This window comes from Geodermatophilus sp. SYSU D00815 (genome assembly GCF_054050035.1).
In genome coordinates, this window is record NZ_JBJGYO010000001.1 from 106,030 (window position 1) to 123,274 (window position 17,245).

Here is a 17,245-nt window from a genome sequence, read left to right on the forward strand (position 1 = left end):
TCCGCCTGGGACCCGTCGGGCGACGTCGACCGCCGGGTCCCTCCCGGTTCCGATACGGGGCAGCCTCACCCGCGCGTCCGGCGGATGTACAGGTCGCGCCCAGGTGTCGGTACGGTGTGCAGCGGAGCCGTCGCGGAGGGTGAGGTCAGTCCGCCTCGCCGGCGTCGTCGGCGACCGGCCGCGAGCCGCCGGGGAGGGCGACGACGTCGCCGACCACCCACACGGCGGGCGGCCGGATGCCCTCGTCGGCCATCGTCCGCGCCAGGCCGTCGAGGGTCGTGCGGACGACGCGCTGGGTGGGCGTGGAGCCGTCGGAGACGACCGCGACCGGCGTCCCCGGCGCGCGGCCGTGCCGCACCAGCGCCGCGGCGATGGCCGGTGCGGTGTCGACGCCCATGAGGACGACGAGGGTGCCGCGCAGCCGCCCCAGCGCCGCCCAGTCGACCAGCGACTGCGGGTGCCCCGGCGGCACGTGGCCGGAGACGACGACGAACTCGTGCGTGAGCCCGCGGTGGGTGACGGGGATGCCGGCCAGCCCGGGGACGCCGATGGCGCTGGTGACGCCCGGCACCACCTCGACCGGGACGCCCGCGGCGAGGCAGGCCTCGACCTCCTCCATGCCGCGGCCGAACACGAACGGGTCGCCGCCCTTGAGCCGGACGACGCGCTTGCCGGCCTTGGCGCGCGTGACCAGCAGCTCGTTGATCTGCTCCTGCGCCATCGACCGCCCCCGCGGCAGCTTCGAGGCGTCGATGACCTCGACCTCCGGGGGCAGCGAGGCGAGCAGCGACTGCGGCGCCAGGTGGTCGGCCAGCACGACGTCGGCCTGGGCGACCGCCTGCTGGCCGCGCACGGTGATCAGCCGCGGGTCGCCCGGGCCACCGCCCACCAGCACCACCGAGCCGGGGCCTCCCGCCGGCCCCGAGCGGCCGGCGCGGTCGGCGATCGACCCGTCGGTGAGCCCGGCCAGGACGGCGTCGCGGACGCCCACCGCCCGCTGCGGGTCGCCGCCGCCGTGCACGCCCACCACGAGGTCGCCCTGCCGCCCGACCGCGGGCGTCCACACCGACGAGGCCGACCGGTCGTCGGCCCGGGCGCAGAAGATCCGCGCCGCCTCGGCCTCGGCGGCCACCGCGGCGTTGACCGCGGGGTCGTCGGTGGCCGCGACCGCGTACCAGGCGCCGTCGAGGTCGCCCGGCTCGTAGCGCCGCCGCACCCAGGTGAGCACGCCCGGCTCGACCAGCGCCTCCAGCGCCGGGGTGACCTCGGGCGAGACCACCGTGACCCGCGCCCGGGCCTCGAGCAGCCCGGCCACCCGCCGGTGCGCCACCTGGCCGCCGCCGACGACGACGACGCGGCGGTCCAGCAGCCGCAGGCCGACGGGGTAGACGACCCCCGAGGCGGGGTCGACGGAGCTGGCCGCCATCACGCCTTCTCGGTGACGCCGGCCGCGTCGAAGGTGGCCACGTCGCGCAGCGCGCGGGCCGCGCTCTGGGCCAGCGGCAGCGCCAGCAGCGCGCCGGTGCCCTCGCCCAGCCGCAGGTCGAGGCCGAGCAGCGGGCGCAGGCCGAGCGCCCGCAGCGCGATCCCGTGGCCCGGCTCGGCGGAGGTGTGCCCGGCGAGGACGTGCTGCAGCGCGTCCGGGCACAGGGCGGCCGCGACCAGCGCCGCCGAGCCGGCGATGACGCCGTCCAGGAGCACCGGCGTCCGGGCCGCCGCCGCGCCCAGCACGAACCCGGCGAGGGCCGCGTGCTCCAGCCCGCCCACCTCGGCGAGCACCGCGAGCGCGTCGGACCGGTCGGTCACCCGAGCCACCGCTCGGCCGACGACGTCCACCTTGCGCGCCAGCGTCGGGTCGTCGACGCCGGTGCCCCGGCCGGTGGCCTCGGCGGGGGAGGCGCCGGTGAACGCGCAGACCAGCGCGGCCGACGCGGTCGTGTTGGTGATCCCCATGTCGCCGGTGACCAGGCAGCCGTGGTCGGCGGCCAGCGTCGTGGCCACCTCGATCCCGACCTCCACCGCCCGCCGTGCCTCGGCGACGGTCATGGCCGGCCCCACCGCGAGATCGGCGGTGCCGGGGCGCACCTTGCGGTCGAGCAACCCGGGCGCCGGGTCGAGCGGACCGGCCACCCCCACGTCGACCACGACCACGTCGGCGCCGAGCTGCGCGGCGAAGGCGTTGACCACCGCGCCGCCGGCCGCGAAGTTGGCGACCATCTGCGCGGTCACCTCCTGCGGCCAGTGCGTGACGCCCTGGGCGTGCACCCCGTGGTCGCCGGCGAAGACGGCCACCGCCGCCGGGGCCGGCAGCGGGGCGGGGCAGGCGCCCGCGATGCCGGCCAGCTGCGCGGCGACGTCCTCCAGCACGCCGAGCGACCCCGGCGGCTTGGTCATCCGGTCCAGGCGCTCCCGCGCAGCCCGCTCGGCCGCGGCGTCGCGGGGGCGGACGGCGGCGATCGTGGTGTCCAGCAGGGTGCTCAGCGGTGCTCCTCGGGAGTGGGGGGCCGGTCAAGGATCCCAGCGAGCGCCTCGGCGAACGCGCGGGAGGTCCCGGGATCGCGCACGGCGACCCGCAGGTGGTCGGCGGACAGGCCCGGGAAGGTGTCGCCGCGGCGCACCGCGAAGCCGGCCGAGCGCAGGTCCGCGCGCACCCGCGCGCCGTCGGGCACGCGCAGCAGCACGAACGACGAGCGCGGATCGCCCACGACCTCGACGCCCTCGGGCAGGACGGCGAGCAGCGCCTTGCGGGCGCTCTCCAGCTCGTGCGCCGCGGCCTCGGCCTCGGCCCGGGCGGCGGGGGTGAGGCAGGCGACCAGCGCGGCCAGCGCCGGCGTCGACACCGGCCAGTGCGGCTGCTGCTCGGCCAGCGCGGCGACGAGGTCGGCCGGGCCGAGCGCGTACCCCACCCGCAGGCCGGCCAGCCCCCACGTCTTGGTCAGGCTGCGCACCACGAGCAGCCCGGGCAGGTCGCGCCGGGCGGCCAGCGACCCGGGCTCGCCGGGGACGGTGTCGGCGAAGGCCTCGTCGACCAGCAGCACCCGCCCCGGCCGGGCCAGCGCGGCCAGCTCCTCGTGCGCGTGCAGCACCGACGTGGGGTTGGTCGGGTTGCCGACGACGACCAGGTCGGCGTCCTCGGGGACCGCGCGCAGCCGGTAGGCGGGCGGCTCGAGCAGGAGCCGCTCGACCGGGTGCCCGGCCGCGCGCAGCGCCGCCTCCGGCTCGGTGAACGACGGGTGGACCACGACCGCGCGCCGCGGGGCCACCGCCCGGGCCAGCAGCACGAACGCCTCCGCGGCGCCGGCGGTGAGCAGCACCTCGTCCACCGGCCGCCCGTGCGCCGCGGCCACCGCCTCGCGGGCCGGCCGGGCGTCGGGGTAGGCGGCGACGTCGTCCAGCGCCCCGCGCAGCACCGCCCGCAGCCAGCCGGGCGGCGTCCCCGCGCGGACGTTCACCGCCAGGTCGACCAGCCCCGGCGCCAGCTCGTCGTCGCCGTGGAAGTCGAGGTTCACGCCGCCACCGCCACGGTGACCCGGCCGACCACCGTCTTGCCGACGACGAGCGCGCCGCCGCCCAGCAGGGCCGCCGCCTCGGCCACCGAACCGGTGCCCACGGCGTCCGCGACGAACGAGGAGGGGCTCGGCACCGCCACCGCGGCCAGCTCGTCGGCGCCGTGGCCGAGCAGCGGCCAACCCCGTGCCGCGGCGGCTCCGGCGATGCCCGGCTCGAGGGCGCGCCGGCCCAGCGTGGCGAGCCGGACGTCGGTCGCGCCGGGGGGCAGCACCGCGTCCACCGCGGCGAGCACCTCCGCCGCGCCGACCCCCGACGTGGCCCCGATCCCGACGGTGATCACGCGGGGACCTCCGGCCGCCGCGGCAGCGCGGCCAGCAGCGAGGCGGCGTCGCGGGGGAGCGCCCCGTCGGGCAGCAGGCCGAGCGCGCGCAGCCGCGCGCCGACCGTCAGCGCCCACGGGCGGTCCAGGCGGGCGCGGGCCAGCAGGGCGTCGTCGCCGAGCAGCTCCGCGGGATCGCCCTGCACCACCCGGCGGTCGACGACGACGGCGACCTCGTCGGCCCAGCGCAGCGCCAGGTCGACGTCGTGGGTGCTCATGACCACCGTGGAGCCGGCGGCCTGCAGCCGGGTGAGCGCGGCCAGCGCCTCGGCGACGGCCGACGGGTCGAGCCCGGCGGTGGGCTCGTCGAGCAGCAGCACGCACGGGCGCATCGCCACCGCCCCGGCGATGGCCACGCGCTTGCGCTCGCCGTAGGAGAGCTGGTGGGTCGGCCGGCCGGCGAGGGCGTCGACGGCGAGCCTCTCGAGGGCCTCGGCGACGCGCCGGCGCACCTCGTCCTCGGGCAGGCCCAGGTTGAGCGGCCCGAACGAGACGTCCTGCGCCACGGAGGCGCTGAACAGCTGGTCGTCGGGGTCCTGCAGGACCAGCTGCACCTCCTGCCGGTGCGCCCGCAGCCCGCGGCGGGAGTGCTCGAGGGGGACGTCGTCCACGGTGACCGCGCCCGAGACCGGCTTCAGCGCGCCGGACAGGCAGCGCAGCAGCGTCGTCTTGCCCGAGCCGTTGGCGCCCAGGACGGCGAGCCGCCGGCCCGCCGGGACGGTCAGCGAGGCGCCGTGGAGCACCTCGCGGCCGCGCTCGTACCCGGCGACCAGGTCGTGCGCGGCCAGCGCCCGGTGGCTCATGCGAGCACCACCGACGCGGCGGTGATCGCGCCCAGCCCGACCGCCGAGCAGGCGAGGAAGGCCCTCGACGAGGGCAGCGCCTCGGGCAGCACCCGCAGGCCGGTCTCCAGCCCGCGGCCGGCCAGCCCCTCCTGCATGCGGCGCGCCCGGTCCCAGGAGCGGGTGAGCACCGCCGCGGCCAGCGCGCCCGACGACCGGTACGACCGGCGCGGCGACGAGTAGCCCATGCGCGCCGTCTGGGCCTCGCGGATCGTGCACAGGCTCGCCAAGAGCACGAACAGCAGCCGGTAGGTGACCCCGGCGACCTCGACCACCGCCGCGGGCACCCGCAGCCGGCGCAGCGCGGGCAGCAGGTCGGACACCGGCGTGGTGGTGGCGAGCAGGAGCACGGCGGCGCCGCCGGCGAGCGAGTGCCCGACCAGCGATCCGGCCCGCGCCGCGGCGTCGGGCGCCCAGCCGAAGCCGTCGCCGTCCACCTGCACCACGGCGGTCAGCGCGCCGACCGCGACGAACGCCAGCGGCCAGCGGACCGCGCGGCCGAAGGTCCGCGCGGGCACCCGCGCCGGACCCAGGGCCAGGACGACGGCGGTGAGCCCCACCAGCACGCTGCCCGGCCAGACCGGCAGCACGAGCGCGCAGACGACCAGCCCGGCGCAGAGCAGGAGCTTGTCGGTGGGGGAGCGGCGGCGCCAGGCGCTCGCCCAGGCCGCGTCGTCGACGGCGAGGCCGGTCACGGCCCGGCCCGCTCCTCGGTCCCGGCGGCGGAGGCCCGCGCCGCCAGCCGGCGGCCGCGCAGCCGGCCGAGCACGTAGCCGAGCACCAGGCCGCCGACCGCCGCCTGCAGGGCGAACAGCCCCGACTCCACCTCGCCGGCCGGGCTGAAGACCGACTCGAACCACGGCGTGTACCCGTCGGCCTCGAGCTCCTCGGTGACGGCGGCGTCGGTGCCGCCGTACTCGGACGTGCCGCCGTCGAGGAGCACGGGGAGGGCGAACAGGGCCACCACCGCGACGACCAGCACGGTGTTGACGAGCGCGCGGCGGGTCACGCGGCACCTCCGGTGGGGACGGGCTCCAGCAGGCCGAGCCGCTCGAGCTCCGGCCGGGCGTTGGTGGTGAGCACGCGGAACAGCAGCACCCCCAGGAGGCCCTCGCCGATGGCCAGCGGGATCTGCGTGACCGCGAAGACGCCGAGGAACTTGACCAGCGCCCCGGCGAGGCCGGTGCTCGCGTCGGGGAAGGCGAGCGCGAGCTGGAACGACGTCGTGACGTACGTGGCCAGGTCGGCCAGCGCGAGGGCGACGAAGACCGCCGGCAGCAGCCCGCCGCCCAGCGAGCGCGACAGCCGGTAGGCGCCGTAGCCGGCCCACGGACCCACCACGGCGAAGGCGAACGCGTTGGCGCCGAGGGTGGTGACGCCGCCGTGCGCGAGCAGCAGGGCCTGGAACAGCAGCACCACGGTGCCGAGCAGCGCCATCACCGGCGGCCGGAACAGCACCGCGCCGGCGCCGGTGCCGGTCGGGTGGCTGGAGCTGCCGGTGACCGAGGGCAGCTTGATCGCGCTCAGCACGAAGGTGAACGCGCCGGCCGCCCCGAGCAGCAGCGTGGACTCGGGGTGCTCGCGCACCTCCCTGACCACGGCGCGCGCCCCGTGGATCACGAACGGGGCGGCCGCGACGGTCCACCCCACGGCGTGCGCGGGCGGCAGGAATCCCTCAGCGATGTGCATGAGCAACCCTCTCGGGACGCCGCGCGGCCGCGGCCACGAACCGGGAGGCCAACCCCGGGGAACCGGCCCAGTGCAGGTGCAGGTAGGAGGCGTGCACGCTCGTGGTGACGAAGCCGTCGCGGGCGGTCGCCGACCACTGCCACGCGGGGTGCGTCCCGGCGGGGGGCGTGCAGGAGGTCCGGTGGAACTCGTGGCCGCGCACCCGCGTGCCCCTCGGCGCGAGGACGGAGTCGACGGGGGCTACCGCGGCGCGGTAGCCGAGCGCCAGCCGCGGGGTCATCACCGCCTCGGTGGGCAGCACCCCGCACATCGGGACGCCGTCGAGGCTGCGGGCGAGGTAGAGCAGCCCGGCGCACTCGGCCGCGATCGGCCCGCCGCCCGCGGCCAGCGCCGCGACGTCGGCGCGCAGCCGGGTGTTCGCCGAGAGCTGCGCGGCGTGGACCTCGGGGAACCCGCCGCCGACCACCAGGCCGGCGGTGCCCTCGGGCAGCGCCTCGTCGACGAGGGGGTCCACCGTGACCACCTCGGCGCCGGCGGCCGCCAGCAGCTCGGCGTGCTCGGCGTAGCCGAAGGTGAACGCGGCCCCGCCGGCCACGGCGATCCGCGGGCGGCCCGCGACCGGCGCCACCTCGGCGGCCGGGTCCCAGGGCGGGGCGTCGAGGCCCGGTGCCGAGCGGGCCAGCCGCAGGACGGCGTCGAGGTCCACCGAGCTCGCGACCACCTGGCCGAGCGCCCGCACGGTGGCGACCGCCTCGGCGCTGCGCTCGGCCGCGGGCACCAGGCCCAGGTGCCGCGACGGCGTGGTGAGCTCCGGCAGCCGGCGCAGCGCGCCGAGCACCGGCACGCCGGCGGCCTCCAGCGCGTCGCCCAGGATCTGCTCGTGCCGGTCGCTGCCGACCCGGTTGAGGACGACGCCGCCGATCCGCAGGCCGGGCTCGAAGGTGGCGAACCCGTGCACCAGCGCGGCGACGCTGCGGGCCTGCGAGGCGGCGTCCACCACCAGCACCACCGGCGCGCGCAGCAGCCGGGCCACGTGCGCGGTGGAGGCGAACCCGGGCTCGACCGACGGGTGCGAGGCGCCGTCGAACAGGCCCATCACGCCCTCGACGACGGCGACGTCGGCCCCCCGCGCGCCGTGCAGGAACAGCGGGGCGATCCGCTCCTCGCCGACCAGCCACGGGTCGAGGTTGCGGCCCGGCCGGCCGGCGGCCAGGCCCGCGTAGCCCGGGTCGATGTAGTCGGGGCCGACCTTGTGCGGGCTCACCGCGAGCCCCCGTGCGGTGAACGCGGCGACCAGCCCGGTCGCGATCGACGTCTTGCCGGCCCCGGACGACGGCGCGGCGAGCACGATGCGGGGGAGGGTCACCACGGCGTCCCCCCGCGGCGAGACCGGCGCTCTCGCACGGCACGGGCGCCGGAGGCGTGCGACACCGCCGATGTCGCCGACGGAGGCGTCGTCGTCACCACTCGATCCCCCGCTGGCCCTTCTGGCCGGCGTCCATCGGGTGCTTGACCTTGGTCATCTCCACCACGAGGTCGGCGGCCTCGACCAGCTTCGGGTGCGCGTCGCGGCCGGTGACGACGACGTGCTGGTTGCCCGGCCGGTGCACCAGGGTCGTGACGACGTCGTCGACGTCCACCCAGCCCCACTTCAGCGGATAGGTGAACTCGTCGAGCACGTAGAAGCGGTGGGTCTCCGCGGCGAGGTCGCGCTTGATCTGCGCCCAGCCCTCCGCGGCGTCGGCCGCGTGGTCGACCTCGGTGCCCTGGCGGCGCGACCAGCTCCAGCCGCTGCCCATCTTGTGCCAGACCACCGGCCCGCCCTCGCCGGTCTGCTCGTGCAACCGTCCCAGCGCGGTGAGCGCGTTCTCCTCGCCGACCCGCCACTTGGCGCTCTTGACGAACTGGTAGACCGCGATCGGCCAGCCCTGGTTCCACGCCCGCATGGCCATGCCGAAGGCGGCGGTGGACTTGCCCTTCATCTCGCCGGTGTGCACGGCGAGGATCGGCCGGTTGCGCCGCTGCCTCGTCGTCAGCCCGTCCTCGGGGACGACGGCGACCTGCCCCTTCGGCATCTCAGGCCGCCTCCCGAGCGCTGCGCACCGTGGCCGCCAGCGCGTCGGCGGCCAGCTCCTCCAGCCGCAGGGTCGGCGCGCCCAGCGCCGCGCCGAGCGCGCCGGCCAGCCCGAGCCGCACCGGGCCGGACTCGCAGTCGACGACGACGGCGGCCGTCCCCTCCGCGGCCAGCAGCCCGGCCGCGGCGTGCGCCTGGCCGAGGTGGTCGCCGCCGCGGGCGCCGGTGGCCCGGCCGTCGGTGACGACGACGAGCAGCGGCCGGCGCTGCGGGTCGCGCACCCGCTCGACGCGCAGGGTGTCGTGCGCGCGCAGCAGCCCGGCGGCCAGCGGCGTCCGCCCCCCGGTCGGCAGCTCGGCGAGCCGGGCGGCCGCCGCCTCCACCGACCAGGTGGGCGGCAGCGCGAGCTCGGCGGCGGACCCGCGGAAGGTGACCAGCCCGACCTTGTCCCGCCGCTGGTAGGCGTCGAGCAGCAGCGAGAGGACGGCGCCCTTCACCGCGGCCATGCGCGAGCGGGAGCCCATCGAGCCGCTGGCGTCGACGACGAAGAGCACGAGGTTGCCCTCGCGGCCCTCCAGCGTCGCCTGCCGGAGGTCCTCGCGGGCGATCCGCAGCCCCGGGCCGGTGCGGCCGCGGGCGACCTGGTGCGGCGCCGCCGCGCGCACGGTGTCGGCCAGGTGCAGCCTCGTCACGGTGCCGGCCGGGCGGGTCGAGCCGACGACCCGCCCCCGCTCCGACCGCGCCCGCGACCGCCGCCCGGCCGCGCCCGCACCGATGCCGGGCACCTCGAGCCGGCGGGCGCGGAACGGCTCGTCCGGCGCCACCGCCCCCCGCTCCGGCGCCGCACCCCCACCGGAACGGTCACCTCGGTGGTCCTGCGGGTCCGCCTCGTCCGGGCCCTGACCGTCCGGGCCGTGACCACCAGGATGGCCATTCCGGTGGTCAGGGGGAGGGGTGCCGCCGCCGTCGTCGTCGGGGCCGTCGTCCGGCGGCCCGGGGTCGTCGGGGCGGCTGTCCTCCAGCGCCTGGTCGAGGGTGTCCTCGTCGAGCCCGGGCGCGTCGAACGGGGCGCGCCGGCGGCGGTGGGGCAGCGCCAGCCGGGCGGCGACCCGCACGTCCTCCTCGGTCACCTCGTCGCGGCCGCTCCACGCGGCGTGCGCGATCGCGGCGCGCGCGGTGACCAGGTCGGCGCGCAGCCCGTCGACGTCGAAGGCCGCGCACACCGCGGTCACCTGGCGCAGCACGTCGTCGGAGAGGACGACGCGCGGCAGGCGGGCGCGGGCGCCGGCGATCCGCTCGGCCAGCGCCACCTCCTCGGCCGCCCACGCCGCGGCGAACCCGGCCGGGTCGGCGTCGTGGGCGAACCGCCGGCGCACCACCTCGGCGCGCACGTCGGCGTCGCGCGGCGCGGCCACCTCGACGGTGAGCCCGAACCGGTCGAGCAGCTGCGGGCGCAGCTCGCCCTCCTCCGGGTTCATCGTCCCGACCAGCAGGAACCGGGCGGCGTGCCGCACCGAGACGCCCTCGCGCTCGACGTACGCGGTGCCCATGGCGGCGGCGTCGAGCAGCAGGTCGACCAGGTGGTCGTGCAGCAGGTTGACCTCGTCGACGTAGAGGACGCCGCGGTGCGCCGCCGCGAGCAGGCCCGGCTCGAAGGCCTTCACGCCCTCGGTCAGCGCCCGCTCCAGGTCGAGCGAGCCGACGACGCGGTCCTCCGAGGCCCCGACCGGCAGCTCCACCAGCCGCGCCCGCCGGGTGAGCCCCGGGGCGCCGGCGTCGTGCGGGCCGTCGGGGCAGGACGGGTCCGGGGCGGCGGGATCGCAGGCGAACCGGCACCCGGCGACGACGTCGACCGGCGGGAGGACGGCGGCCAGGGCGCGCACCGTCGTCGACTTCGCCGTCCCCTTCTCGCCGCGCACGAGCACCCCGCCGACGGCGGGGGAGACGGCGTTGAGCAGGAGCGCCAGCCGCATGTCGTCCATGCCGACGACGGCGCCGAAGGGGTAGGTCACGGGACCACGCGTCCTCTCCCCGGGTGTCCACGCCCGGAGGTGGCAGGAAGCGACGGCGGGAGTTCCTGACTGGCCGGCCGGAGCCGGCGTCACAGTGGCGGGACCGTGCCGGATTCTCACCGGCTTCCTCCGCTGCCGTCGCAGTTCGGGGTCATCAGACCACGACCGCTCCCCGCGCCGACAGGGCACCCGTCTCTTGTGGACTCGGAAAACTGCGTCTTGACGACTCGGAAAGTGAGCCGCCATACTTTCCGACATGGAAAACGACGAGATCGACCGCGACACCGCGGCGGCCCAGCTGGCCGCCCTCAACGCCGACCGTGCGGCGCTGGCCGACCGGGTCGTCCAGCCCTGGTGGTACGACGTCACCCTGGGCCTGCTGCTCTTCGCGTTCCTGTCGTCCTACGCCTTCGACTCGTTGTGGGTGACCTTCCCCGCGCTCGTGCTGTTCTGCGCGGCCCTCGGCGCGCTGGTCGCGGCCTACAAGCGGATCACCGGCGTCTGGGTCACCGCGAGCGGACGTGTGATGTGGCTCTGGGCCGGCCTGGTGGTGGTCGTCCTCGTGCCGGCGTTCGTGCTGGCGGAGGGGTACGGCCAGCACTGGGCGATGGTGGTCGCCGGCGCCGTCCTCGGCACCGCGGTCGCCGTGCTCGGCCGCCGGTGGGGTCGCGCCTACGCCGCCGAGCTCCGGGCCGGGCTGTGACCGCCGTCGCGCCGCGCTTCGACGCGGTCATCCACCCGCCGCCGCGGCTGCAGATCTGCGGCCTGCTGGCCGCGGTCGAGACCATGGAGTTCGCCGCCGTGCGCGACGCCGTGGGGGTGAGCGACTCGGTGCTCTCCAAGCACGTCAAGCAGCTGGAGGAGGCCGGCTACGTCGCCGTCCGCAAGGCCACCGTGGCCTCCCGGCAGCGGACCAGCCTGGCCCTGACGAAGACCGGCCGGGCGGCCTTCGACGCCCACGTCGCCGAGCTGCGCCGCATCGTCGGCGGGTGACCGGGGTCGCAGGAGCAGAGTGACGGCGTGGGGCGACGGGGACGGCGGCTGCTCGACCGGGCCGCCGTCGTCGTCGCGGGAGCGGGGGCCGGCCTCCTCCTCGACCTGGCGCAGGTGCCCTCCGCCCCGATCTTCGGCGGCCTGGCGGCCGGTCTGGCCCGGGCGCTCCTCGGTCGCACCCCCGAGCGGGTCCCGCGGCCGGTGAACACCGCGGCGCAGGCGGTCGTCGGCGTCTCCGTCGGCTTCCTCGTGCAGCCCTCGACCCTCGGCGCGCTCGCCGAGCACTGGCTGCCCGTCGCGCTGGTCACCCTCGGCACGCTGGCGGTCAGCCTGGTCGCCGGCCAGCTCCTGCGCCTGCAGCGCGGGATCAGCCCCGTGACGGGCGCGTTCTCGATGATCGCCGGCGGCGCGTCGGGCATCACCGCGGTGGCCCGCGACCTGGGGGCCGACGAGCAGGTGGTCGCCGTCCTGCAGTACGTCCGCGTGCTGATCGTCCTGGTCGCCATGCCCGTGGTGGCCACGACCGTCTACGGCGCCTCCGGCGGCAGCGCCGCGCCGGCGCAGGCGGGGGCGGGCTGGCCCACCGGGCTGCTGTTCACGGCCGTCAGCGCCGCCGCCGGCCTGGTGCTCGGCCGCCTCGCGCGCATCCCGGTGGGCTCGCTGCTCGGCCCGATGGCGGTCGCCGCGATCCTCGACCTGACCGGCGGAGCGCAGGGCGCCACCGTGCCCGCCCCGGTGGAGTGGGCGGCCTTCCTCGCCATCGGGCTGCAGGTGGGCCTGGGCTTCACGCGGGAGAGCCTGCGGCTGGTGGGGCGGGCCCTCCTCCCGGCGGTGGCCCTGATCGTCGGCAGCGTCGTCGCCTGCGCCGGGCTGGGGCTGCTGCTGTCCCGGGCGACGGGGGTGGGGCTGCTCGAGGGCTACCTGGCCACGACGCCCGGCGGCCTGTACGCCGTCCTCGCGACGGCGACCGGGAGCGGCGCGGACGCCACCTTCGTCCTCGCCGTCCAGGTCCTGCGGCTGTTCGTGATGCTCTTCTCCGCCCCGCTGCTCGCCCGCCTGCTGCGTCCCCGCGGACCCGGGTAGCGCCGCCCGGACGGGGCACGTGGTCGATCGGACTCCCGCGTCCCCGTGACCCGGCCGCCGCGCGCGCCTACGCTCGTGGGTCCTGGTCCGAGCAGGGGAGGGGTCGAGCTGTCCGAGCACGCGCCGGTGTCCGACGAGGTCGGGGACGACGACGCCGTCCTGCTGTTCGTCGGCGGCCCGCTCGACGGGCGGGTCCAGATCCGCGAGGCGCGGCACGGCGAGCCGCTGCCCACGATCACCCACGTGCACCTGCACGGCGGTCCGAAGGTGGTGCACCGCTACGACCTCGAGTCGTTGACCGCGCAGACCGGCGTCTACCACCTGCGCCAGCGCGCCAACTGACTCACCGCCGGCGCAGCACGTACCCCGTGTAGCCGTAGTCGCCGGGGTGCTCGCGCCGCAGGTCGATCTCGGCCCGGGCAACCGCCAGCGCCGCCGCCGTCCCCTCGTCGGGGTCGGGCCAGCCCTCGATCCGCTCCATCAGCGGGCCGTAGTACTCGTCCTCCCAGTCGGAGTCCGGCAGCAGCAGGGTGGCGACGACGTCGTAGCCGGCGGCCCGGGCCGCGGCGACGGTGGCCGCCTCGTCGCGCATCCCCGGGTAGGCCGACCAGAACTCCCGAGCCGCGGCCGACGGCGTCGACGTCGTCCACCCGACCTCGGTGAGCACCAGGGCGCCGCCGGGGACCAGCAGCCGGCGCCAGGCGCGCAGGGCCGCGTCGACGCCCATGAGGTAGGCCGCGCCCTCGCACCAGAGCAGGTCGAAGGAGCCGTCCGGGTGGGGCAGCGCGTCCATCGAGGCGCGCTCCACGCCGACCGGGAGACCCTGCGCCGCGGCGCGCAGCCGCTCGAGGAACGGCTCGTGCGTGTCGACGGCGGTGACCCGCAGGCCCGCCCCGGCGAGGACGAGGCTCGAGCGGCCCGGCCCGCAGCCGATGTCGAGCGCCCGGTCGCCGGGCAGCGGGCGTGCCATGGCCAGCAGCTCGCGCGTGGTCGCGTCCGAGCCGACGCCCTCGCGGGGCAGGTCGGTGTGCAGGGCCCAGAAGACCTCGGTGGCGTCCACGGCCGCCGACGATGCCGCACGCGGGCGCGGCGGGGAAGCGAGAAACTATCGGCCTGTTGACGTCCTAACGCCATTAGGAGAACACTCGCGGTCGTGACCGGGACCGCCCCGCTCGACCGCCGGCACCGCCGGCGGCAGGAGACGATCGAGCAGGTGCTCGACGTCGCGGCCGAGGTCATGGCCGAGCAGGGGGTCACCGGGCTCACCCTCGGCGAGGTCGCCCGCCGCATGGGCATCCGCCCGCCCTCGCTGTACGTCTACTTCGACGGCAAGCACGCCCTCTACGACGCGCTGTTCGAGCGGGGCTGGCGGCTGCTGCTCGAGGAGGTCGACGGCGTCGTCGCGGGTTTCGGTGACGGCCACCTCGCCCGGCTGGTGCACGTGCACGCCGAGGCGTTCGTGCGCTGGGCGGTCGGTCACCCCGCCTACGCGCCGCTGATGTTCTGGCGGCCGGTGCCCGGCTTCGTCCCCAGCGAGCGCGCCTACGCCCCCGCCGTCGCGCTCGCGGCCGCGGGCCGGCGGCGGATGGCCGACCTCCGCGCGGCCGGCGTGGTCGCCGCCGACGCCGACGTCGACCTGCTGTTCCGCACCTGGACGTCGGTGATCACCGGCGTCATCACCCAGCAGCTGGCCAACGCGCCCGGTGAGCCGTTCGAGACCGGCACGTTCACCTCCACGCTGCCCGACCTGGTGGCCATGTGGCTGGCCCACCACGGCGCCCCCTCTCCCCGCTCCTGACCCCTCCGCGGAGGACCGCGATGACCGCGAGCACGAGCACCCGCCCCGCCCCCCGCTCCGCCGTCCTCGCCCGGGAGGAGGCCCTGCGGCTGGCCGCCGGCGAGTACGGCCGGTTCGCCGCGCAGCTGCGCCGGCTCCGGCCCGGCGACTGGGCGCGGCCGACCGAGTGCCCCGCCTGGGACGTCCGGCAGATGGCCGCGCACGTGCTCGGGATGGCCGAGATGGTGGCGTCGCTGCGCGAGACCGTGCGGCAGAACGTGCTCACCGCCCGGGCCGGCGGCGGCATCGACGCGCTCACCGGCCTGCAGGTGCGCGAGCGCGACCACCTGTCGCCGGCCGAGGTCCTGGCGCGGTTCGAGGCCGTCATCCCGCGGGCGGTCCGCGGCCGGCGCCGGCTGTCGCGGGTGCTCGGGCGGCTGCCCCTCCCCGAGGACCAGGTCGTCGGCGACGCCACCGAGCGCTGGCGCTTCGGCTTCCTCGTCGACGTCGTCCTCACCCGCGACACGTGGATGCACCGGGTGGACGTCGCCCGGGCGACCGGGCGCGAGCCGGAGCTCACGCCCGCGCACGACGGCGTCCTCGTCGCCGACGTGGTGCGCGAGTGGGCCGACCGGCACGGTCGGCCGTACCGGCTGCGGCTGACCGGCCCGGCGAGCGGGGAGTGGTCCGCCGGTGCCGACGGCGAGGAGATCGAGGCCGACGCCGTGGAGTTCTGCCGGGCGCTCTCCGGCCGGGGCGCCGGGCCCGGTCTGCTGGCCCAGCAGGTCCCCTTCTGACGTCACCAGCCCTGGGCGCGCCGCGCCTCCTCGACGACCCGCTCGAAGCGGGCGCGGTCGAGCGCCGCGCCCTCCCGGCGGACGCCGGAGACCTCCAGCACCAGCAGGCGGTCCAGCCGCACCTCGCTGGGGCGGCCGCGGGGGTCCCAGGGGCCGGTGCCGATGTCGGTCCAGTACCGGCCGTGGCGGGCCTCGTCGGCGGCGTCGCGGTCGTGGTCCTGGCTGCTCAGCTGCAGGCCGAGCAGGTCGGACCCCCGCCGGCCGATCACGAGCACGGGCCGGTCCTTGCCGCGGCCGTCGCCCTCGTCGAACGGCACCCAGGCCCACACCACCTCGCCCGGGTCCGGCGCGCCGTCCGGGCGCGGCCGCCAGCCGATCTCGTCGCCGGGGGCCGGGCCGCGCTCCACCGACCGGGGCGGGCGCCGCCCCGGCGCGCGGCCGACGACCGTGCGGACGAGCCGGGCCAGGCGCCGTGCGGAAGCCATGCGCCCACCGTACGGAGGGCGGGGCGGGCGCCCGCCGAGAAGGCGCTCCGTGCACGGCGGGACAGCGTGTCCCCTCGGATGTCGTGCACGGATCGCCTCCTCGACCCCGCGCCGGCCGCCGCCGGTCGTCACACGAGACTCAGCTCTCACTCCGGCACCAATTGGTTCCGAGATGGGTTCGACGTGCCGATACGGGGGCACCATCACTGGCACGGGGTGCTGTTGACCGGCTCCCCGGGAGAGGGGGGCTCCCATGAACTCGGCCGAACCCGTGCGCCCTGCTGCCCCGCGTGCCCGCGAGGTGAAGGCGAGCGTCCTCGCCGCCTTCCAGCTCGTGGAGGACGCCCGCTACCTCGGCAGCGAACGCCGGACCAGGCAGGAACGCGCACGCCTCCTGGCCGAGCGGACCGTCGCCTACCGCAAGCTGGCCCGGGACCTCAAGGCCAGCTGAGCGCCGCGCGGGACCCCGGCAGGGGCGCCGTCCTCGGGCGCCGTCCTCGGGCGCCGTCGTCAGGCGCCGTCGTCAAGCGCCGTCGTCAGGCCACGCAGAACTCGTTGCCCTCCGGGTCGGCGAGCGTGGCCCACGCGTGCGGACCCTGCGACCCGCGGTGCAGCTCGGTGGCGCCCGCGGCCACCAGCCGGGCGATCTCGGCCTCGCGCCGCTCGTCGCCCACCCGCAGGTCGAGGTGCACCCGGTTCTTGACCGTCTTGGCCTCGGGCACCAGCTGGAAGAGCACCCGCGGCCGGCCCGGGTCGGGCGAGGTGATCGCCGCCCCCTCCCGCCACACCAGCGCGCCGCGGTGGGTGGTGGTGTCGGCCTCGGTGGCGTGGCCCGCCTCGACCATGCGGCGGATGAACGCCTCGTCCTGCGGCTCCACCTGCCAGCCGAGCGCCTCGGCCCACCAGTCGGCCAGCTCGTGCGGGCGGGCGCAGTCGATCACCACCTGGAAGTCGGTCGCCATGCCGCGCACCCTAGGCGGCGCCACCGACAGCGCTCACAGCTCCCGGGACAGCGCCGCCCGCATCGCCGGGGTGTCGAGCAGGGGCATGGAGTCGTCGGCGCAGTGGTCGCGCAGCACCTGGCTGAACGTGGGGAACACCGACCGCTCGACCCGCCGCTGCGGGTCCCACAGCCCCGCCCGCATCACCGCCTTGGCGCACTGGAAGTACGCCGAGCGGACCTCGACGACCAGCGCCGAGCGCGGCGCCCGGCCGAACTCGGTGAGGTCGAGGTCCAGGTCCTCGGCCGCGACGAGCGAGCCCGCGCCGTAGACCCGCAGCGACTCGTCGATGCCGGGCACGAGGAACATCAGCGCCAGGCGCGGGTCCGCCGCCACGTTGCGCAGGCTCTCCACGCGGTTGTTGCCGGGCCGGTCGGGCAGCACCAGCCGCCGGTCGTCGAGCACGCGCACGAACCCGGGGTCACCGCCGCGGGGGGAGACCTCGGGCCAGCCGTCGGCGTCGGTGGTCGCCAGGGTGACGAAGGGGGACAGCGCGATGAAGGCGCGGCAGTGCTCGTCGAGCACCCCGATCTCCTTGTCCAGCGCCTTCGGGTGCGGAGGGGAGTAGCTCGCGAGCACGTCCGGGCCGGTCTGCACCAGGGA

22 protein-coding genes and 1 riboswitch are annotated in these 17,245 nt (G+C 77.3%); of the genes, 7 read left to right on the plus strand and 15 right to left on the minus strand.

Annotated elements, in window-relative coordinates; genetic code table 11:
• Positions 1-145: 145 nt before the first annotated feature.
• From cobA to ACI78S_RS00590, 11 genes are all read right to left on the minus strand, one after another.
• Positions 146-1,426 carry a uroporphyrinogen-III C-methyltransferase gene (cobA, locus tag ACI78S_RS00540; RefSeq protein ID WP_456970233.1) on the minus strand — a complete coding sequence of 427 codons (1,281 nt, stop codon included), beginning with the start codon at positions 1,424-1,426 and terminating at the stop codon, positions 146-148.
• Positions 1,426-2,481, minus strand: coding sequence for a nicotinate-nucleotide--dimethylbenzimidazole phosphoribosyltransferase (gene cobT / locus ACI78S_RS00545; protein ID WP_456970639.1), 1,056 nt, complete (start codon positions 2,479-2,481; stop codon positions 1,426-1,428). The genes cobA and cobT overlap by 1 nt, the downstream gene beginning before the upstream one ends.
• Positions 2,478-3,509 carry an Rv2231c family pyridoxal phosphate-dependent protein CobC gene (cobC, locus tag ACI78S_RS00550; RefSeq protein ID WP_456970234.1) on the minus strand — a complete coding sequence of 344 codons (1,032 nt, stop codon included), beginning with the start codon at positions 3,507-3,509 and terminating at the stop codon, positions 2,478-2,480. Before cobC ends, cobT begins: the two co-directional genes overlap by 4 nt.
• Positions 3,506-3,850 (minus strand): cobalamin biosynthesis protein, encoded by a 345-nt coding sequence (locus ACI78S_RS00555; RefSeq protein ID WP_456970235.1) that lies wholly within the window; start codon positions 3,848-3,850, stop codon positions 3,506-3,508. The genes cobC and ACI78S_RS00555 overlap by 4 nt, the downstream gene beginning before the upstream one ends.
• Entirely contained in the window at positions 3,847-4,692 is an 846-nt protein-coding gene (locus ACI78S_RS00560; RefSeq protein ID WP_456970236.1) for an energy-coupling factor ABC transporter ATP-binding protein, read from the minus strand. The genes ACI78S_RS00555 and ACI78S_RS00560 overlap by 4 nt, the downstream gene beginning before the upstream one ends.
• Positions 4,689-5,426 (minus strand): cobalt ECF transporter T component CbiQ, encoded by a 738-nt coding sequence (cbiQ, locus tag ACI78S_RS00565; RefSeq protein ID WP_456970237.1) that lies wholly within the window; start codon positions 5,424-5,426, stop codon positions 4,689-4,691. Before cbiQ ends, ACI78S_RS00560 begins: the two co-directional genes overlap by 4 nt.
• The gene (locus ACI78S_RS00570) at positions 5,423-5,740 is read right to left on the minus strand and encodes an energy-coupling factor ABC transporter substrate-binding protein (RefSeq protein ID WP_456970238.1); all 318 of its coding nucleotides are present in this window, start codon (positions 5,738-5,740) and stop codon (positions 5,423-5,425) included. Before ACI78S_RS00570 ends, cbiQ begins: the two co-directional genes overlap by 4 nt.
• Positions 5,737-6,420, minus strand: a complete 684-nt coding sequence (locus tag ACI78S_RS00575) for an energy-coupling factor ABC transporter permease (RefSeq protein ID WP_456970239.1) — start codon at positions 6,418-6,420, stop codon at positions 5,737-5,739. Before ACI78S_RS00575 ends, ACI78S_RS00570 begins: the two co-directional genes overlap by 4 nt.
• On the minus strand, positions 6,407-7,786 hold the full coding sequence (locus ACI78S_RS00580) for a cobyrinate a,c-diamide synthase (RefSeq protein WP_456970240.1): 1,380 nt from the start codon (positions 7,784-7,786) through the stop codon (positions 6,407-6,409). The genes ACI78S_RS00575 and ACI78S_RS00580 overlap by 14 nt, the downstream gene beginning before the upstream one ends.
• 94 nt (positions 7,787-7,880) lie before the next feature.
• On the minus strand, positions 7,881-8,495 hold the full coding sequence (gene cobO / locus ACI78S_RS00585; protein WP_456970241.1) for a cob(I)yrinic acid a,c-diamide adenosyltransferase: 615 nt from the start codon (positions 8,493-8,495) through the stop codon (positions 7,881-7,883).
• Between the two features lies 1 nt (position 8,496).
• Positions 8,497-10,506, minus strand: coding sequence for a putative cobaltochelatase (locus tag ACI78S_RS00590; protein WP_456970242.1), 2,010 nt, complete (start codon positions 10,504-10,506; stop codon positions 8,497-8,499).
• Positions 10,507-10,543: 37 nt separating this feature from the next.
• Positions 10,544-10,661, minus strand: a riboswitch (cobalamin riboswitch).
• A gap of 101 nt (positions 10,662-10,762) precedes the next feature.
• Between ACI78S_RS00590 and ACI78S_RS00595 the strand changes: the two genes are divergently transcribed.
• From ACI78S_RS00595 to ACI78S_RS00610, 4 genes are all read left to right on the plus strand, one after another.
• The gene (locus ACI78S_RS00595; RefSeq protein ID WP_456970243.1) at positions 10,763-11,209 is read left to right on the plus strand and encodes a hypothetical protein; all 447 of its coding nucleotides are present in this window, start codon (positions 10,763-10,765) and stop codon (positions 11,207-11,209) included.
• Positions 11,206-11,499, plus strand: a complete 294-nt coding sequence (locus ACI78S_RS00600; protein ID WP_456970244.1) for a transcriptional regulator — start codon at positions 11,206-11,208, stop codon at positions 11,497-11,499. The genes ACI78S_RS00595 and ACI78S_RS00600 overlap by 4 nt, the downstream gene beginning before the upstream one ends.
• A gap of 27 nt (positions 11,500-11,526) precedes the next feature.
• Positions 11,527-12,582 carry an AbrB family transcriptional regulator gene (locus ACI78S_RS00605; RefSeq protein WP_456970245.1) on the plus strand — a complete coding sequence of 352 codons (1,056 nt, stop codon included), beginning with the start codon at positions 11,527-11,529 and terminating at the stop codon, positions 12,580-12,582.
• A 126-nt stretch (positions 12,583-12,708) separates the two neighbouring features.
• Entirely contained in the window at positions 12,709-12,924 is a 216-nt protein-coding gene (locus ACI78S_RS00610) for a hypothetical protein (RefSeq protein WP_456970246.1), read from the plus strand.
• A 1-nt stretch (position 12,925) separates the two neighbouring features.
• Here the strand turns inward: ACI78S_RS00610 and ACI78S_RS00615 are convergent, their stop codons facing one another.
• Positions 12,926-13,642 (minus strand): class I SAM-dependent methyltransferase, encoded by a 717-nt coding sequence (locus ACI78S_RS00615; RefSeq protein WP_456970247.1) that lies wholly within the window; start codon positions 13,640-13,642, stop codon positions 12,926-12,928.
• A 93-nt stretch (positions 13,643-13,735) separates the two neighbouring features.
• On the opposite strand from ACI78S_RS00615, the gene ACI78S_RS00620 reads away from it, so the two are divergent.
• Together ACI78S_RS00620 and ACI78S_RS00625 are read left to right on the plus strand one after the other, a co-directional pair.
• On the plus strand, positions 13,736-14,380 hold the full coding sequence (locus ACI78S_RS00620) for a TetR/AcrR family transcriptional regulator (protein ID WP_456970248.1): 645 nt from the start codon (positions 13,736-13,738) through the stop codon (positions 14,378-14,380).
• 20 nt (positions 14,381-14,400) lie between these two features.
• Positions 14,401-15,156, plus strand: a complete 756-nt coding sequence (locus ACI78S_RS00625; RefSeq protein WP_456970249.1) for a maleylpyruvate isomerase family mycothiol-dependent enzyme — start codon at positions 14,401-14,403, stop codon at positions 15,154-15,156.
• A 2-nt stretch (positions 15,157-15,158) separates the two neighbouring features.
• On the opposite strand, the gene ACI78S_RS00630 is transcribed toward ACI78S_RS00625, so the two are convergent.
• Entirely contained in the window at positions 15,159-15,641 is a 483-nt protein-coding gene (locus ACI78S_RS00630) for a type II toxin-antitoxin system PemK/MazF family toxin (protein ID WP_456970250.1), read from the minus strand.
• Between the two features lie 253 nt (positions 15,642-15,894).
• Here ACI78S_RS00630 and ACI78S_RS00635 point away from each other — a divergent pair, with 253 nt between their 5' ends.
• Positions 15,895-16,092: a hypothetical protein gene (locus ACI78S_RS00635; protein WP_456970251.1), complete on the plus strand. Its 198-nt coding sequence runs from the start codon at positions 15,895-15,897 to the stop codon at positions 16,090-16,092.
• Between the two features lie 85 nt (positions 16,093-16,177).
• Here the strand turns inward: ACI78S_RS00635 and ACI78S_RS00640 are convergent, their stop codons facing one another.
• The gene (locus ACI78S_RS00640) at positions 16,178-16,603 is read right to left on the minus strand and encodes a VOC family protein (RefSeq protein ID WP_456970252.1); all 426 of its coding nucleotides are present in this window, start codon (positions 16,601-16,603) and stop codon (positions 16,178-16,180) included.
• Positions 16,604-16,636: 33 nt separating this feature from the next.
• Positions 16,637-17,239, minus strand: coding sequence for an MSMEG_1061 family FMN-dependent PPOX-type flavoprotein (locus tag ACI78S_RS00645; protein WP_456970253.1), 603 nt, complete (start codon positions 17,237-17,239; stop codon positions 16,637-16,639).
• Between the last annotated feature and the right edge of the window lie 6 nt (positions 17,240-17,245).

Coding starts and splice junctions, on each gene's coding strand:
- ACI78S_RS00630 (WP_456970250.1), bottom strand. CDS start 15,641: ATGGCTTCCGCACGGCGCCTGGCCCGGCTCGTCCGCACGGTCGTCGGC.
- ACI78S_RS00625 (WP_456970249.1), top strand. CDS start 14,401: ATGACCGCGAGCACGAGCACCCGCCCCGCCCCCCGCTCCGCCGTCCTC.
- ACI78S_RS00595 (WP_456970243.1), top strand. CDS start 10,763: ATGGAAAACGACGAGATCGACCGCGACACCGCGGCGGCCCAGCTGGCC.
- ACI78S_RS00635 (WP_456970251.1), top strand. CDS start 15,895: ATGAACTCGGCCGAACCCGTGCGCCCTGCTGCCCCGCGTGCCCGCGAG.
- ACI78S_RS00640 (WP_456970252.1), bottom strand. CDS start 16,603: ATGGCGACCGACTTCCAGGTGGTGATCGACTGCGCCCGCCCGCACGAG.
- cobA (WP_456970233.1), bottom strand. CDS start 1,426: ATGGCGGCCAGCTCCGTCGACCCCGCCTCGGGGGTCGTCTACCCCGTC.
- cobO (WP_456970241.1), bottom strand. CDS start 8,495: ATGCCGAAGGGGCAGGTCGCCGTCGTCCCCGAGGACGGGCTGACGACG.
- ACI78S_RS00560 (WP_456970236.1), bottom strand. CDS start 4,692: ATGAGCCACCGGGCGCTGGCCGCGCACGACCTGGTCGCCGGGTACGAG.
- ACI78S_RS00575 (WP_456970239.1), bottom strand. CDS start 6,420: ATGCACATCGCTGAGGGATTCCTGCCGCCCGCGCACGCCGTGGGGTGG.